Source organism: Mangrovivirga cuniculi, assembly GCF_005166025.1.
GTDB classification, from domain to species: Bacteria; Bacteroidota; Bacteroidia; order Cytophagales; family Cyclobacteriaceae; genus Mangrovivirga; species Mangrovivirga cuniculi.
Genome location: NZ_CP028923.1, coordinates 1,219,760 through 1,236,392, shown reverse-complemented (window position 1 = coordinate 1,236,392; position 16,633 = coordinate 1,219,760). Strand labels below are relative to the sequence as shown.

General features: G+C 35.2%; 16 protein-coding genes and 1 tRNA gene. 13 read left to right on the top strand and 4 right to left on the bottom strand.

From position 1 onward, the window contains the following. The first annotated feature begins 12 nt into the window (after positions 1 to 12). The 3 genes from DCC35_RS05680 to DCC35_RS05670 all read left to right on the top strand — a co-directional run bounded on the left by DCC35_RS05680 (position 13) and on the right by DCC35_RS05670 (position 5,383). Positions 13 to 1,746, top strand: coding sequence for a serine hydrolase domain-containing protein (locus DCC35_RS05680; RefSeq protein ID WP_175402727.1), 1,734 nt, complete (start codon positions 13 to 15; stop codon positions 1,744 to 1,746). Positions 1,747 to 1,845: 99 nt separating this feature from the next. After that, a complete protein-coding gene (locus DCC35_RS05675) occupies positions 1,846 to 3,654 on the top strand; it encodes a serine hydrolase domain-containing protein (protein WP_137089871.1) in 1,809 nt (602 codons plus the stop codon). A gap of 295 nt (positions 3,655 to 3,949) precedes the next feature. Then, the gene (locus DCC35_RS05670; RefSeq protein ID WP_137089870.1) at positions 3,950 to 5,383 is read left to right on the top strand and encodes an amidohydrolase family protein; all 1,434 of its coding nucleotides are present in this window, start codon (positions 3,950 to 3,952) and stop codon (positions 5,381 to 5,383) included. A 119-nt stretch (positions 5,384 to 5,502) separates the two neighbouring features. Here DCC35_RS05670 and DCC35_RS05665 read toward each other — a convergent pair whose 3' ends face one another. Further along, positions 5,503 to 5,733, bottom strand: a complete 231-nt coding sequence (locus DCC35_RS05665; RefSeq protein ID WP_137089869.1) for a hypothetical protein — start codon at positions 5,731 to 5,733, stop codon at positions 5,503 to 5,505. Between DCC35_RS05665 and DCC35_RS05660 the strand changes: the two genes are divergently transcribed. From DCC35_RS05660 to DCC35_RS05620, 10 genes are all read left to right on the top strand, one after another. After that, the gene (locus tag DCC35_RS05660; protein WP_137089868.1) at positions 5,734 to 6,720 is read left to right on the top strand and encodes an AraC family transcriptional regulator; all 987 of its coding nucleotides are present in this window, start codon (positions 5,734 to 5,736) and stop codon (positions 6,718 to 6,720) included. Positions 6,721 to 6,824: 104 nt separating this feature from the next. Continuing rightward, entirely contained in the window at positions 6,825 to 7,181 is a 357-nt protein-coding gene (locus DCC35_RS05655) for a hypothetical protein (RefSeq protein ID WP_137089867.1), read from the top strand. A 2-nt stretch (positions 7,182 to 7,183) separates the two neighbouring features. Beyond that, complete coding sequence (locus DCC35_RS05650) at positions 7,184 to 7,693, top strand: anthrone oxygenase family protein (protein WP_137089866.1); 510 nt, start codon at positions 7,184 to 7,186, stop codon at positions 7,691 to 7,693. A gap of 12 nt (positions 7,694 to 7,705) precedes the next feature. Then, complete coding sequence (locus DCC35_RS05645; protein WP_137089865.1) at positions 7,706 to 8,317, top strand: carboxymuconolactone decarboxylase family protein; 612 nt, start codon at positions 7,706 to 7,708, stop codon at positions 8,315 to 8,317. 6 nt (positions 8,318 to 8,323) lie between these two features. After that, positions 8,324 to 9,166 carry an NmrA family NAD(P)-binding protein gene (locus DCC35_RS05640; RefSeq protein ID WP_137089864.1) on the top strand — a complete coding sequence of 281 codons (843 nt, stop codon included), beginning with the start codon at positions 8,324 to 8,326 and terminating at the stop codon, positions 9,164 to 9,166. A gap of 233 nt (positions 9,167 to 9,399) precedes the next feature. Further along, positions 9,400 to 9,858: a GNAT family N-acetyltransferase gene (locus DCC35_RS05635; protein WP_137089863.1), complete on the top strand. Its 459-nt coding sequence runs from the start codon at positions 9,400 to 9,402 to the stop codon at positions 9,856 to 9,858. 12 nt (positions 9,859 to 9,870) lie between these two features. Then, positions 9,871 to 10,266, top strand: a complete 396-nt coding sequence (locus DCC35_RS05630; protein WP_137089862.1) for a hypothetical protein — start codon at positions 9,871 to 9,873, stop codon at positions 10,264 to 10,266. 45 nt (positions 10,267 to 10,311) lie between these two features. Next, positions 10,312 to 11,997 (top strand): PD40 domain-containing protein, encoded by a 1,686-nt coding sequence (locus DCC35_RS05625; RefSeq protein WP_137089861.1) that lies wholly within the window; start codon positions 10,312 to 10,314, stop codon positions 11,995 to 11,997. Further along, entirely contained in the window at positions 11,973 to 12,113 is a 141-nt protein-coding gene (locus DCC35_RS20600) for a hypothetical protein (RefSeq protein WP_175402726.1), read from the top strand. Before DCC35_RS05625 ends, DCC35_RS20600 begins: the two co-directional genes overlap by 25 nt. Before the next feature lie 79 nt (positions 12,114 to 12,192). Then, positions 12,193 to 12,933 carry a hypothetical protein gene (locus DCC35_RS05620; RefSeq protein WP_137089860.1) on the top strand — a complete coding sequence of 247 codons (741 nt, stop codon included), beginning with the start codon at positions 12,193 to 12,195 and terminating at the stop codon, positions 12,931 to 12,933. Between the two features lie 2,191 nt (positions 12,934 to 15,124). Here the strand turns inward: DCC35_RS05620 and DCC35_RS05615 are convergent. The 3 genes from DCC35_RS05615 to DCC35_RS05605 all read right to left on the bottom strand — a co-directional run bounded on the left by DCC35_RS05615 (position 15,125) and on the right by DCC35_RS05605 (position 16,632). Further along, positions 15,125 to 15,209, bottom strand: a tRNA-Ser gene (locus tag DCC35_RS05615). Between the two features lie 83 nt (positions 15,210 to 15,292). Next, positions 15,293 to 16,228 (bottom strand): YihY/virulence factor BrkB family protein, encoded by a 936-nt coding sequence (locus DCC35_RS05610; protein WP_137089859.1) that lies wholly within the window; start codon positions 16,226 to 16,228, stop codon positions 15,293 to 15,295. Continuing rightward, the gene (locus tag DCC35_RS05605) at positions 16,228 to 16,632 is read right to left on the bottom strand and encodes an acyl-CoA thioesterase (protein ID WP_137089858.1); all 405 of its coding nucleotides are present in this window, start codon (positions 16,630 to 16,632) and stop codon (positions 16,228 to 16,230) included. Before DCC35_RS05605 ends, DCC35_RS05610 begins: the two co-directional genes overlap by 1 nt. Position 16,633: the final 1 nt, after the last annotated feature.

The following is a 16,633-nucleotide window of genomic DNA, read 5'->3' as shown; positions in this document are numbered from 1 at the left end:
AATAATCACACCATGATAGGAGCACTTTTAAAAAGAAGCCAATTGAGATTACTGAAAGGCCATAAAAACTCTGTTGTAATTATTTTCCTGGTTATTTCCTTTCAGGGCTTTGGACAAATAAGTCAGAAACAGTTAAATAAAATTGATAGCCTTTTTACTTCCTGGAATGTATCTAATCATCCAGGTGGCGTTGTATTAGTATCAAAGGAAGGAAAAACCATTTTTTCAAAATCCTATGGCTTAGCTAATATTGAATATAACATCCCAAATACAAACAACACTCTTTTTAATATTGGTTCCATATCAAAACAATTCACAGCTATGGGTATTGTATTATTAGAAGAGCAAAACAAACTTTCCTTTGATGATGATATTAGAAAACACATTCCAGATATACCAGATTTTGGTGAAATCATTACCATTCGTCATTTAATGTACCATACAAGTGGGTTGAGAGATTTACATGGTTTATTGGGGTTAGCTGGTTGGAGAAGAGGGGATTTGGAAACAAATGATGATATTTATAGAATAATAAAAAATCAAAAGGAACTCAACTTTAAACCTAACGAAGAATTTTTATACAGCAATACTGGATATATACTTTTAGCTAAAATTATTGAAAATATTAGCCAGTTGAAATTTGATCTATGGATGAAGCAAAATGTCTTTTTACCATTGGGAATGAAAGACACATATGTAGAAACCTCTATAAATGAAATTGTCCCGAATAATGCTACATCATACTACTTGCGAGAAGACTTTGAGCGAGCTGTAGAATATTGGGGTTATTTTGGTTCTGGAAATATACACTCTACAATAGAAGATTTGAATATCTGGCTACAAAATTTTAGTGCGCCTCAAAATAATTGGGAATCTGCCTTTAAGAAGTTGCTATTCACGAAACCACTAAAAAATGGTTTTGAAACAAACTATGGTTTTGGGGTTCGTATTGAAGATTACTCGGGTAGAAAGGTAATACAACATGGAGGAGCTGTTGGTGGTTTTAGGGCGTTAGTAAGAACCTTTCCTGAAGAACAACTCAATATTGTAATTCTAACTAATTATTCAAGGAGTAATATTGGATCTAAAGCAAACGAGATTTCTGATATATTATTAGTTAAAAAGAATAATTCAATAACAAAACCCGCAACAACATCTGCCAAATTACCGGCTAAATTTATCAAGTTGTCAAAGAAAAAACTTCAGGAGTTTGAAGGTATTTACTGGAGTGATTCTGAGAAAACTGGACGCAAAGTTTATTTAAAAAATGACACTTTACAATACTCAAGTTCAGCGGAAAACGAATGGCCCTTGTTACCAATAGGCAAACAAACGTTTATAATGGACCACCCATCAATTAAACCAATCGTACAATTTGAGGATATTACACATCAAATGATTATTAAGACGGATAGTAATTTACCCGGAATCTTCACTTTTCTTCAAAAGAACTTAGAGATGAAAATAAATGATTTTAATACGCTTGTTGGAAATTATTACAGCCCGGAATTAAAATCCATGTATTCAATTTCTATTGATAACAACTCTAATATTTACCTTGAACATGCAAGGCACGGAATAATAAAACTAGAACAGTTATATGATGATATTTTTTCTGGTCATTGGCCTGTAGGAACTGTTGAAATAGAAAGAAATGAAAACGGAAATATTACGGGCTTAAGAATGTCAAATGGTCGTACTCGAAATGTATGGTTTAAAAAGTATACCACTAAAAAACGTAAATAAAAAATAGAATACATAAGTCAGCTACTTTTCATTTATAAGATTGTTGCAAACAGTTTATCATAAAATGAAACAAAACATCACTATACTCGTGATCCTGATATGAAGAGATTCACTTGGCTCATTATTTATTTTTTTGCCACATCAACCTTATTAGCGCAATCTGATGAAGACCTCAAAAAACAACTAAAAAACACCTTGCAACAAGAAGAGCTGATTGGAGCTTCTTGGTCAACGATTAACGATGGAATGATTTCCACGGGAGCAGTCGGTTTAAAGAATGCTACCACAGGTGAAAAACTAACAGCTAATAATAAAATACAAATTGGTTCTATAACCAAAACACTTATCGCCACAGGAATCCTCAGGTTGATAACCGAAAATAAAATAGATTTAGAAACTCCTGTTGAGCAATTAATTCCTGCTATCTCTTTCGAAAACCCCTGGCAGAAAACACGGAAAGTCACAGTGATAGATCTCTTAAATCATACATCAGGTTTAGAGGATGCCAGGTTTTGGCAGGTATTTAGTGAGGAAGCTCAAACAAACTCCCCATTATTGGAAGTGTTCAGCCGAGATCCTGATGTTTTAACTATTAGAACAAAGCCCGGGAGTCGTTTTTCTTACTCGAATATGGGATATACGTTGTTGGGGTCAATCATCGAACATGTAACAGGCCAACCCTATGAAGTCTACCTTGATGAGAACCTGTTGATGCCTCTGGGAATGAAAAACAGTACATTTCAGTTTGTTTCTCAGGATGATGATCCCGATCTCGCAATGGGGCATTTTGATGGGGGTGTAATTCAGCCATGTGTCCCTATGTACTTGCGGCCAGCTGGACAGTTTACTACAACTACCTATGATATGGCATTATTGGCCCGTTTCCTTATGAGTGATGGTAAAATAGAAGGTAAACCCTTCATTGAATTAGAATTATTGAGAGCAATGGGAAAACCAACACAGACAGAGGTAAATAAACAAGGTTTAGATCGTGGGTATCAATTCGGCTTAAGTTATAGAGATAGATATGGTGTTATAGGATATTATCATTCAGGGAACGTAATCGGGTACCGAGCATCACTTTACTTATTTCCTGAAGAAAAGAAGTCGTTTTTTATCAGCTTTAATATGGATCATAAAACTGCAGATTATCAAGCGTTCAACAAAATTTTCATAGAACACCTTAAAGTTCATCAGCCACTCCCATCACCATTATCTAATTCACAGACTTCTTTAAATGTGAAGAATGTTGAAGGATATTACAAATTAGCTCCGGTCAGATTTGAACTGTTTGCTTATCTTGATTTGCTATTTAATAGCATTAGAATTGAATCAGGAAAAGAAAAAGAGGAATTAATAATAAAATCTTTACAACAAAAAAATTACTCTTTGTTTAAAGTAGAAAAAAATTTGTACAGAAAGGATGATCGTGTTAAAGCGTCTCATATTTTCTATAAGTTGGATGGCGAATATATATATTCAGATGGCTTAGCCACTTATAAAAAAGTAAGTCCATTTTATTTGGCTCTACTTTGGCTCAGTCTTGCTTTAGGAATTGCCGGAATGATTATTATTTTATCCAAAGGGGTATTTGTACTGATTAAGCAAAAAAGGTTATTTATTAATCATGCCGTCTTTGTACCCTTCCTTTTTATTTTGCTACTATTTGTGCCTGTTCCATTTTTCTTTATTCATTCTTTTAACCAAATGGGGGATTTGACAATAGGTAATTTACTATTGACCATTATTACAGGAGCCCTGCCTTTCTCCTTACTTTATGGTATTGTAGTTTCTTGGAGAAATCAGAACGGATGGAATATCGACATTTTAATTTTCACGCTCCTCATACAATGGATAATTATATTATGGGTTTGGAATATAATCCCTATTAAGTTCTGGGAGATATAAAAATTTGAGACGGACGCTTAAACCACTACAACAATAAATATTTTTATTAAACCATTAACCAAAGAGTTTAGTAAAGGTGATTTTAAACTAATTAAATAAAGCGAAATACGCGCAATCTTTTGAATCATTGATATTATCTAACAGTAGGCTAACCTGTCTTTGTTTGTCAGAATTGTTCAATCTATTGGCATAACATGTCAAATCTTTGGCTTTAAAAGTCAAGACTCTCCTGTTTTTATAACTGAATTTAGGATAAGTAATTTATCTCCAAATATGCAAACGCTAAAAACTTAGTATGAAAATTCTAAAGAAAGCACTTCTTGGGCTTGGAGGGTTGATAGTACTAATTCTTATCGCCTTAATTAGTATTCTTATTGTGGATTCTTATCAGACTTCCTTTTTGAAGTTGAAGAATCAACCTGCGGCTGGTTTGAATAACTATATGATAAGAAATGTCAACATTATTCCAATGACTGCCGATACGGTAATATTAAATTCCAGTGTTACAATCAAAAACGGCTTGATAAGTAGTATAGGCGACACTTTGAATCGTGAAAATCTGGCTGAGATAGATGGTAAAGGTGGCTTTCTTTCACCTGGTTTGACTGACATGCACGTGCATGTCTGGGATAAATATGAACTCGGTTTGTATTTAGCTAACGGTGTTACAGCCGTTCGCAATCTTTGGGGGCAACCCATGCACCTAAGAATAAAAAAAGAGGTGATGGAAGGTCAATTAATTGCTCCATTATTCTTTACCTCTTCTCCTAAACTAACAGGCCCGCAGTTCATTGGCGATGATAACGTCAATCTTGTAGCACCCGAAGAAGCAAAAGAAAAAATCATCAACTACAAAGACCGAGGATATGATTTCGTTAAGACTTATTATGGACTAACAGAGGAATTATTCGAGGCAATTCTTAAGCAAGCTGATATTTCCAAAATGGATGTTGTTGCTCACCCAACTCCAGAAGTTTCTTATGATTATCACTTTAATTCACTGATCACAACTATAGAGCATGCTGAAGAGTTTGTGCAACAACCTTTGAATTATCAATTAGATACAGCAAAGCTTAATGAAATAATTAATGGTTATGTAGCGAACCCTCATGCAACTCTGAGCCCTACCCTCATTGTTTATTATAACATCTACAATATGCTTCAAAATGAAAATATCCTCACCTCTGAGGAGTTGGATTATATAAATCCACTCATACATGCGATAGATAGCGAAGCTCAATTTGATAGATGGAATAGCACTAAACAGGAAGATTCAACTGTTACAAAACGTATTAAGGACCAACATGATTTTCATCTGCTTATCATAAAGAAGTTATATGAAAATGGAGTCAACATTGTCTGCGGAACTGATGCGGGTATTGGTATTACCTTACCTGGTTTCTCTATACATCAAGAACTGGAATTCTATAAAGAGGCCGGAATGAGCAATTATGAGGTACTTAAGACAGCTACCATAAATCCTTCGAAGACACATGCATTTTTGACTGAACTAGGAAGTATAGAGAATGGTAAAGTAGCTAACCTCCTTCTATTGGAAGAAAACCCTCTTGACGATTTAAAAACTCTTCAAAAACCCAATATGGTTTTTGTAAAAGGAAGAAAAATCAATCCTGAGCAATTAAGTCTTTTTAAAGAAAAGGCAAAGAATAGAAATAATTTAATAGCGACAGCATTGAGGTATGCAGAATACCTGATAGTGGAGCGATAATTGGGGTTTTAGGTATATTCGATGATAACAAATATTATTGCAGATACCTCAACTGCCCTACCTGAAAGTAAACAAACCAATACTTTGGGTAGATTTTAAAAAGAGTGCTCAGTGCACGTCTATTGAAATTGTGGAGAAACTGAAACAATGAGGCTAAGAGATTCCGGATATCCGTTACGCCTGCCTCTCGGCAGACAGGCTACTTCCGGAATGACGTACTTGGGGTGAAGCTTGTTGGTCATAACACCAATAAGGGTGAAATTTCGATTGACTGGCTCAAGAATAACCTTGCTCCGAATAAAAGCGTTGATTATCTTTAGAAATAGTGCTTTAATAGAAGTTTCATTCATTTGAAATACATCTCTGTAAACCTATATCGCAAAGTAATTAACCATGCACTTGCTGAAGGCATGACAGAGGATGAATTTCAGCACCTTTCTACTCCTATTTCTGATCTTGATTCTATCCAGGCCGTTCCAGCTAATGAATTTTTTGCCCTACATGAAATGATTGATGAAAAGCTTGGCCCTGGCTTTTCAGTAAGGGTAGGTCAGCAGATGAAAATTGCAGATTACGGTGTTTTGGGGCTGTCATGGAGGACTTGCTCCTGGGCTGGAGAAATATTTGATCGAAGTGAGCGCTATTTCAAACTTCTTTCGAATACCTATATATTTAAAGTCGATAAAAAGCCTGATAAGTCAGTTATTTATTTACAAAGAGAACCTCATCGAAGAGGACTTGAATTATCTAACGAAGCCACTTTATCGGCTACTGTGGTGGTATTACAAGCTATGACCGAAACAGCCATCAGGCCCGTGGAAGTTTCTTTCAAGCACAGTCCACCTAAAGATCTCAGCTCTTATAAAGATGCCTTCCAATGCTGTATACTGTTTAACCAGCCTCATTATTCTATTACTTATAAAACATCAGACTTAGAGACTAGGACAGCTAAGGCTGACTCAAGCATTAACAGTTTTCTTGTCGCCCGGGTTGAAGAAGAAGCCAGTGGTTTAAAAATCTCGGGAAGTAAACTGGTATACGATGTTGAAAAACTTATAAAAGATGCTCTTCCAAGTGGAATACCCAGTATTCATCAAATTGCCGAGCATATTGGTATGAGCAACCGAACGTTGACAAGAAGATTATCAGAATCCGGTGTATCTTATCGAGACCTAATTAAGAAGACCCAAGAAGAAGTTGCTAAGCATCTGCTCAAAAGCACGTCTAGAAGTATTGCGGAAATTGCTTTTGAAACAGGATTCTCAGAACAAAGTGCATTCAATCGTGCGTTTAAACGATGGAGTGGACTCTCCCCTGTCGAATTTCGAAAAAGTTAACAACTCATATCATTTGGCTCAAAAAGTCAAATCATTGGCTTAATCAGTCAAGTTAAAGGTAGAAATTGTGCTCAAATTTGCTTTCAGATTAAATCATGAAAGCAATGAAAAAGCACTCTTATAAACTTATCCTTCTGGGTATAATCGAAGCTGCTGTCATACTTTTAATAGCTTACCATCAAAATTCTGAGGCTTCAGTAATTCACCCGACAGCGATAACATTTAATAATGATACGCTAAAAAAAGAGTCATTGAAAATTCTCGAAACCAAATGCAATAGCTGCCATCGAAAGCAAAATCCTTTTATGGTATTTAAAGGTAAAAACATGTCTAAAAAAGCAGCTAAAATATATACACAAGTCTTTGTAAAACAACGAATGCCAAAAGGCGATGAGATCAAACTGACATCAAAAGAATACGCAACCCTTAAAAAATGGCTTAACACTGAAAACATATATTAACTATGGAACTATCTTTTAAATCAATCATCCTTTTTGGAGCAGTAATCTTAACAGGGCTTTCAGCAGGTCTTTTTTATGCGTGGTCTGTGTCAGTGATACCAGGAACACAAAAGGTTTCCGATGAAGTGTACCTACAGACTATGCAATCGATAAACAGGGCAATTCTTAATCCGGCTTTCTTTACTATTTTCTTTGGAAGCTTAATCGTGTTAGGAATTTCTACCCTTTTGAGTTACGAGGTAAATAAAACACTTTTTTCACTATTGCTGGCTTCGTCAATAATATACCTCGTTGGCCCTTTAGCAATTACAGGTTTAGGAAATGTTCCTTTAAATGATCAATTAGATAATATAAATATTAGTGAATTAAGTGCTGGTAAGGCGTCTGAGTTCAAGCAGTTTTATGAGACCAAATGGAATCAACTACACCTGGCTAGAACAGTTTTGTCTGTTCTGTCATTCATACTGGCTGTGACAGCACTATTTGTACAAGAAAAAATAGCATCACTTTAAACGTATAAAATCATGGCTTTCTTTAGCAATCTAGACTCAAATTCTGACATTACAGACATCACATTTAATGATCGTCCAAGGCTTGGGCCTATGGACAAAGCCTCTCAAGAAATCATGCGAGGAAAATCTTCTTTCAGTATTGCCGAGAGGGAAATTATGGCAGCCTATGTATCCGGTTTAAATGCGTGTTCTTTTTGTCACGGCTCACATAAAGCAGTAGCCGAACAATTTGGAGTGCCCCCAACGGTAATTGAGCAGTTGGTAGAAGATATTGATTCATCACCTGTAAGTGATAAACTAAAACCAATATTCCATTATCTCAAAAAACTCACCATTACACCAAGTAAGCTTGTGGAATCAGATGTAAAAAAAGTAAAGGAAGCTGGCTGGTCTGAAGAAGCACTGCATGAAGCAATATTAGTAGGATGTTTATTCAACTTTTACAATCGTCTGCTAGACGGACATGGTGTTAAAGGCAATAATGCAATCTATCAATTTGCCGGAGAGCACTTGTCTAAAAATGGTTATGGTGTTCCATGGTTTATTGGATTTATAAAAAATATGATTAAGAAAAGTAAACTCAAAAAGCTTAAAGCATTAGAAAATCAAGTACGAGTAAATTAAAAAATAATGAAACACAACATCTTAGTAATCGGTGGCACTGGTAAGACCGGTAGCCGCGTAGTTGAAAACTTAACTAAACTGGGCCATAATGTAACTATTGGCTCCAGAAGTGGAAGCCCGGCATTTGACTGGGAAGATTTTAACACCTTTGAGCCGGCTCTGAGGGGTATGGACAGAGCATATATCGTCTATTACCCCGACTTAGCAGTGCCGGGAGCAAGAGAAGCTATCTCTAAATTAACAGAAGCTGCATTAAAGCAGGGACTTGAGAAAGTGGTATTACTTTCTGGTAAAGGAGAAAAAGAAGCTGAGGCTTGTGAAGAAATAGTAGCTAACTCAGGGCTGAACTACACCTTGGTAAGAGCTTCCTGGTTTAATCAAAACTTTAGTGAAGGAGCCTTTAAAGAGTTTGTTTTAGCCGGTCAGGTGGCATTACCCATGCCCGATGCTGAAATACCTTTTGTCGATGTGAATGACATCGCTGATGTGGTCACTAAAGTCTTACTTGACGATACCTATAATAGTCAGACTATAACCGTGACAGGCCCAAGAAAAATGACTTTTAAAGAAGTAGTAGAAATTATGAGCCATGCAACCGGAAAAGCAATTCATTATCAGCCAATATCAATTGAAGAATTTAAGGAAGGTATGAAAGCAGCTGGCTTGCCTGACTCTTATGTTTGGCTTTTTGGCTACTTATTTAAAGAGGTATTAGGTAACTCTGAAAACCAGGTGGTATCACATGATGTAGAAAAAGTATTGGGAAGACCTGCTATTGACTTCAAAGAATTTGCAACAAAGACTGCCGAAACCGGAGTCTGGAATGAGGGCATTACTCAAAGTCTATGACTGGTAAAAAAGTCTGATAAACCTATGACATGGGGATGAGTTTTTTGAAACAACTTCAATAAAAAAAATTAATCAAGGAATTCATCCCTATTTCAACCTACGGAAAAGGATAGCACTTTCTAAAAAATTAAAGCTTGGACAAGAGGAAGATCTGGCTATTGAAATAGAAAGGCATAAACAATAATTAGTATTAGCTATCACCATCTACAATTAGCTGTTGCCATTACATATCCATGAATAACTTTAAAATAAGAAAAGCACTAGTAGAAGATCTAAACGCTATAATCGAAATGTTAGCCGATGACGATCTTGGTAATAAAAGAGAGGATATCAATGAACTTACCCCCTACCTTTCTGCTTATTTGCGAATCTATTCTGACCCCAATCAAGAACTGATGGTTATGACCGATTATAATCAAAAAGTAATAGGAACCTTTCAATTAACAATGATTCCATACCTGACCTATCAAGGTGGAATTAGAGCTCAAATTGAAGCCGTAAGAGTAAATAAAGATTATAGAGGTCAAGGGTTTGGTCAAAAAATGTTTAACTGGGCAATTGAAAGGGCTAAAATAAATGGCGCTCATTTGATTCAGTTGACAACGGATAAAAATAGAATTGAGGCTCTGGAATTCTATAAATCGCTTGGGTTTATTAATTCACATGAAGGAATGAAGCTTCATTTTACTTAAATAATTCGAACTATGAAAAAATACTCAATTACTGTCAGTGTTATCCTTTTCGCTTTTATTGTACCTTTTTTAGAAATAAATGACACACATGTTTTTAATCCAGACTGGACCCCACATGCCAAAATTCACGAAGTATGGCAGCTACTGACAAATACAGGAATTGGCATAGTTTGCCTATGGCTTATATGGGGCAAGAATGACACCAAACTAAGTACAGTCTTAAGTCTACTCGTTATGGGAGGGTTTCTTGTCGCATTTATGATTAAGGGTTCTTATGGTGGGTCTATGAAATATTTGGATGGAAGTGAAAAAACATTGTTAGGTATCAATATCGGCATATTGGGGTTTGGGCTTGCATTCCTCTGGATCGTCATTTCATATCTACCATTTTTTAAATCGAAAGATTAAATCATCCGTATTTAAGAGAAGTAAATTCATTCCAATTCATATAATATGAAATCTATTATTCTGGTAAGTATAGTTTCCACAATGCTTTATTCCTGTGGTACTAATGAAAATACAGAATCCTTCAAATCAAACCTTGAGTTATTCAGCAATCAGACACCGACCGACTCAGCACTTATATATGCCCCCGGAATAATCTCAACGGATGCCTTTGAATTTGCCATCACTTTCAGCCCAGAAATGGACGAGCTCTTTTTTACTAGGAGAAAGCCTGGAGCAGACAATGAAATCTATACTTCGAAATTACTAAATGGTAGTTGGTCAGATCCGGTACTAGCTTTTTTTAAACCAACTATAGGTTGGGATTTTGAACCTCATATTAATCCAACAGGAGATCGGCTTTATTTTGGAAGTTTACGCCCTTTGCCGGATTCATCAAAAAGTACAGGACTGCACCAATGGTACAGTGAGAAAGCAGCGAGTGGTTGGAGCAATCCTATTCCGTTGAAAGGCCCCTTTCTAGAAAACATTGCCATGTATCTAACTTCTACCGAAAAAGGAAATCTTTATTTTACTTCCTGGGTAAGTGAAAATGGAGAATATAAAGACAATGGGATTTACCGTTCAGTTAATTCTAAAGGAAAATATAATACCATAAATATGCTAGGTGAGGCAATTAATTTACCGGATCTGGAGATGATCGCTCATCCCTACATAGCTCCGGATGAAAGCTATATTATATTTGATGGCAAAAGCGAAATAATAGGACAAGGAAATTGTGACTTATACATCAGTTTCAATGAGAATGGTAACTGGACCAAAGCTCAAAATCTAGGTCCTCTGGTCAATACGGAACTATGTGAATTCACGGCAAGTGTTTCTCCGGGTGGTAAGTATTTATTTTTCCATAGAGGGTTGGTCAGCGAAGAGGAAGAAACTGGCGATATCTATTGGATAGATTTTGAAAGAGTAAAGCAAGAATTAAACAAAACCAAAAAGACATCTTATTTCAATCAAGAACCTCCTGATTCCAGTCCTAAATTATTTGCTTCCTCATTAGTTAATACTGAAAACATCGAACTTAATGTTGTGTTTAATTATAATTATACTGAAATGTTCTTTTCAAGAATTGTAGATAATAGCTTTATCATTCATCATGCCGAGTTAATTAATGGCAAATGGTCAGATATTAAACCCATTAAATTATACGATGATAGCATCAAGACTTTTGTTGCCTGTGATCCCACCATTACCAAAGATGGAAAGACCATGTATTTTCTGGGTGTTGATCCAAAGAACTATAAAAATGATGTTACCAAAGAAATTCTTTACAGAATTCCACCAGACATATATATGAGTAAAAAAGTTAATGGTAAATGGCAAATAGCTACAAAAGTTGATTTCGGAATTTCCACTGAATTTATTGACACCTACCCTATTGTCATAGCTGATGGTAGTTTGTATTTTCTTTCAAATAGACCGAGCGATAAAGGTGGCATGAACTCATATCGTGCCCAATATTTAGGAAAGGATGAATTTAAAAAACCTGTTTTGATAAGCCTTGAGTCAGATAAAAATGAACTACTAACGTATATCTCACCAGATGAACAATATGCTATTTTAAATGGGCAAGGTAAATTTCAAATAACATTTAAAGATGACACAGGCTGGTCAAAACCGGTAGAAATTCCATTTAAATATGACAGCAATTGGCGGTATTATGCCCCTACATGACTTCTGATGGCAGGTATTTTATGTACTCAAGACGGTATAATAATCCTGATAAAAAAGGCTGGGCTGGTGTTGAAAAAGGAGAAGTTTACTGGGTGAGTGCTGATATTCTTTTTTAAATCATTAATATGAAACAAATTTTATGATCACCCTAAAGTTTAAAAGAAACATTATCCGAATTATACCATTTGGCATAATATGACTTTTGGTGGTTTTAGGGCGTTAGCAAGAACCTTTCCTGAAGAACAACTCAATATTGTAATTCTAACTAATTATTCAAGGAGTAATATTGGATCTAAAGCAAACGAGATTTCTGATATATTATTAGTTAAAAAGAATAATTCAATAACAAAACCCGCAACAACATCTGCGAAATTACCGGCTAAATTTATCAAGTTGTCAAAGAAAAAACTTCAGGAGTTTGAAGGTATTTACTGGAGTGATTCTGAGAAATCCGGACGCAAGATTTATTTAAAAAATGACACTTTACAATACTCAAGTTCAGCGGAAAACGAATGGCCCTTGTTACCAATAGGCAAACAAACGTTTATAATGAATCATCCATCTATAAAATCAATCGTAAAATTTGATAATAGTACACATCAAATAATTATTAAAACCGATAATAATTTACCTGGAATCTTCATCTTTCTTCAAAAGAATCTAGAGATAAAAACAAATGAGTTCAATACGCATGTTGGAAATTATTACAGTCCGGAATTAAAAACTATGTATTCAATTTCCATTGATAACAAATCTAATATTTACCTCGAGCATTCTAGACATGGATTAATAAAACTAGAACAGTTATATGATAATATTTTTTCCGGTCATTGGCCTGTAGGAACTGTTAAAAAAAGAAATGAAAACGGAAATATTACGGGCTTAAGAATGTCAAATGGTCGTACTCGAAATGTATGGTTTAAAAAAGATATTTAACTTAAAAAAAGTACGCCTCACATTAACTAAGCATTCGAGTGGCCGATAGGTCATAAATTGAATGCAGTATTGACAAATCCGTTGCTGAAAATAGTACTATGACTAAATCGATATTTTTAGTATGCGTTTGCTTGTTGTTTGCTTTACGCTTCTTTTTAATTATTGTTCATTAAAGTTTTCAAATTTGCTTCCAAAAGGTAATTCAACGGTGTTTTCATTCATTTTTAGTGGCTATTGGCCATAGTAATCCCTTACGCCCAATGGTATTGCATTATTTTATTGTTTAGCAGCATTTTTTTAAAGTGTAGCCGTGACCCCAGGCCATCAAATACAGCCACGGTTACCAACCGACCCCTTTACATACCGGGTAGATTTTATGACATGTATTTTCTTTCTAGTCCTGAATCAGGATCGCCCTTTCTTGCTCAAGGTACTTTCTTCTGCCGTTGTCGTTAAGCTAACTTATTCCTCACTGGCCGGAGGCTTAGATTTTATATATAGAATAGAAATTACTTTTTCACACCCCACAAAACCAGGTATTTCAAAGATGGTAATAAAATGCAGTCCTTCAATCCTGTAAATCTTAGTTCAGACAGATTAGGTGAATTAGTTGTGTTGGAGAAACAACACGCCTGAGGAGAGTAAAATCAAAAAAACCTACATAAATAATCTAAAAGCTTATAATTTAATATCAATATACTATACTGCTCGAAAGCATTATTCTAAAACAATAATGCAACTTGCTGATGATAAATAGAATAGCATTTATCAGTCCAAGATAGCGCTTGACCTACTAGGTTTAAACACTGGTATTCCTGGACCTGACAGAGTGGAGTTAGGCAGCCAAGCAGAAACTATAAAAAAAAGCCTACTAGAACTACTAGCAGGCTAAAAGCTTTCTAGCACTTAGAATATTATTATACTCCAAACATGATTTTAGAATAATGTTTGAATCGGGTAATAAAAGTGAATTTTAGATACCCTTCTCCTTTGTATATCCCTAAAGCCTTTAACCTTTTTTTATCTATAATAGGCCAGTATATAAAAGAAAAAGCAAAAAAAACACCCAAATACAACCCTAAATGGATATTAGTAAAATAATATAATGCCAAAATAGCCATCAAGGGGACAATAGTGACTAAATAATAATTCAATAGATTTTTCATAATATTCAATTATTTGATTCTTTCATGATTTTACAAACAGCAACCCCAGCACAAACTAAACCAGTTGCCGGGGAATAAAGAGCACGGATCGCTGCTTCTACTATACCAACACAAGGCTTTTCAGATTAATGTCGGTACAATGGCTAAAATCATTAAAAAGCCTAATGCACTTTACTCCATATTTAGTTCAACTATCTATGTATTCCTTTCATTTTTAATAAATGATAGGATATTTTATCAATTAAAAACTCCGTAGCTATTATTATAAATCCAATGACAGGTAAGAAAAATAATATTATCAGACGTAAAAGCTTAGATTTAAATGTCCAATTCTTGTTATATAAAATTAATGCTGCTGAAATTACAAATAATATTACGTAACCGATAAAAATATTTCGAACTTGAAATTCAGTTAAAAACATAATTCTCTTAATTTAATAATCATAAAACTTACAATTTAACAGCTTTCTCCGTCATCACATTTATATGTTGATATTGTAACACAACCAAGTGTTCCATATGTACAAGTTGTTGATGTTCCTATATATCAATAAAAATCAAAAATAAAAAAACATTGGGAGTCCATAACCAATTCTGGCACTAGTTTTTCTTTCCTTTTTTATTCAGTTAGATTCACTACAAGGTGCAAGATTTTTCTTGTACCATCTTCATTAAGTAAACTTGAGGTCTTTGATTTGAGATTACCACAGGATTGTATTCATTATATCCTTTAATTGTTTAATATTAGTTCAGACAGATTAGCCGAACGAGTTTTGCTGAAAAATACATACAAATAATTGTCAATCATAAATTTAACTAGCAATCGGTCCAAGAAAAATCTTGAACCAGTGCTCGACCTACTGGGTGTTTACACACTGATATTCCTGGGCCTGACGGGGGGAAGCAATCAATAGCCCCACCTTCGCTATCGCATAGTCGACTTTTTTCATTTTTATTCCCTTTGTGCAAGCACAGGAAATATAAAATAAAAAAAGCCGGACACTTTCGTGTTCGGCTTTTGGTTGCAGAGGAGGAGGGATTCGAACCCCCGGTACCTTGCGGCACGCCGGTTTTCAAGACCGGTGCATTCGACCACTCTGCCACTCCTCTTCGTGATCTTTCCCCGTCTCTTTGCTAACGGGAGTGCAAATATAAATACTGTTTTAAACTACGCCAATATTTTAAGAAAAATTTTATCCATAATCTTCATGCTTTGCTTTGTCAATACTCGCATTTAGCTCAAAACCAAGGAGAAAGATGATAGATAAAATATACAAATAAACCATGATCGCGATCAAGGCACCAATGGAACCATAGAATTTATTGTATGTTCCAAAGTTATTTATATAAAATGAAAACCCTATCGAGGCTAACATAAGAGATATAGAAGCGAAAATCGCTCCCGGACTAAAGAATTTTAGTCGACTGTGTAAGCTTGGGGCAAAATGATATATCGAAGCAATTGTCAACAAGAATACCACAAACAGAATAACATATCTTAGTACGACAAATAGAAGAAAGGTTTTATCTGAAATAAAGATAATATCCATTTGATCTAATATCTCTATCGCATATTGAGCCACAATAAGGAGTGCAGTAGCAACAATTAACCCTAAAGCAAGGACAAAAGTTAATCCCAGACCTATAAGCCTGGCTTTTAAAAAGCCCCTTTTTTCGATAGTTCTATGGATACTGTTAAATGCAGACATCAACGACATCATTCCATTAGAAGACAAAAAGAGTGAACTTATCAAACCAATACTAAGTAGTCCTCCACGTTGCTTACTAATAATATCTTCGATAGTCGTACTTGTAAATTGATAGACACTTTCAGGCATATTCTCAGCCAGAAAATCCATTACATTTTGAGTGAAATCAATATCACCTGTGTTGATATAAGGTATCAGGGTGAAAAGAACTATTATAGCAGGAAATATGGCCAGGGTAAAACTAAAAGCAACGCTACTCGCCTTTTCTGATATTCTATCAGTCTGAAGCTTTCGTAACAATATGATCACGACTGAGTAAAAAGAAATGTCGTGCTTCTTCAGACGCCTTTCTTTAAGTCTTCTTACAGTTTTCCTGTAAGCTTCAGATTGTAATATACGTCGTTCAACTCTTTTCCTCATTAATAGAATTCATCAAAAAGATCAATAAGCTTTGCAGGTGGCCTGCATGGCTTACCAGTTTCTTTATTAACACATACTAGTGTCGTACTTCCCTCTGTTAAAAGTTCATCTTGTTCATTTAAAATTTCGTACTCAAAATAAAACTTTAAACTGGGTTTCAAAGGTATTTTTACAATTACCTTCAGATGGTCATCATATTTTCCAGGAGCAAGATATTTAAACCTGCTATCCAATACCGGGAGCATGTACCCTTCTTCTTCCAGCTGCTTGTAACTAAAGCCCAGAGCTCTTAATGCCTCAACCCGACCCACTTCAAAATACATGGCATAATTACCATAATACACATATCCCATTTGGTCGGTTTCGGCATACCTTACTCTTATCTGCGTTTCATGTACGTACATA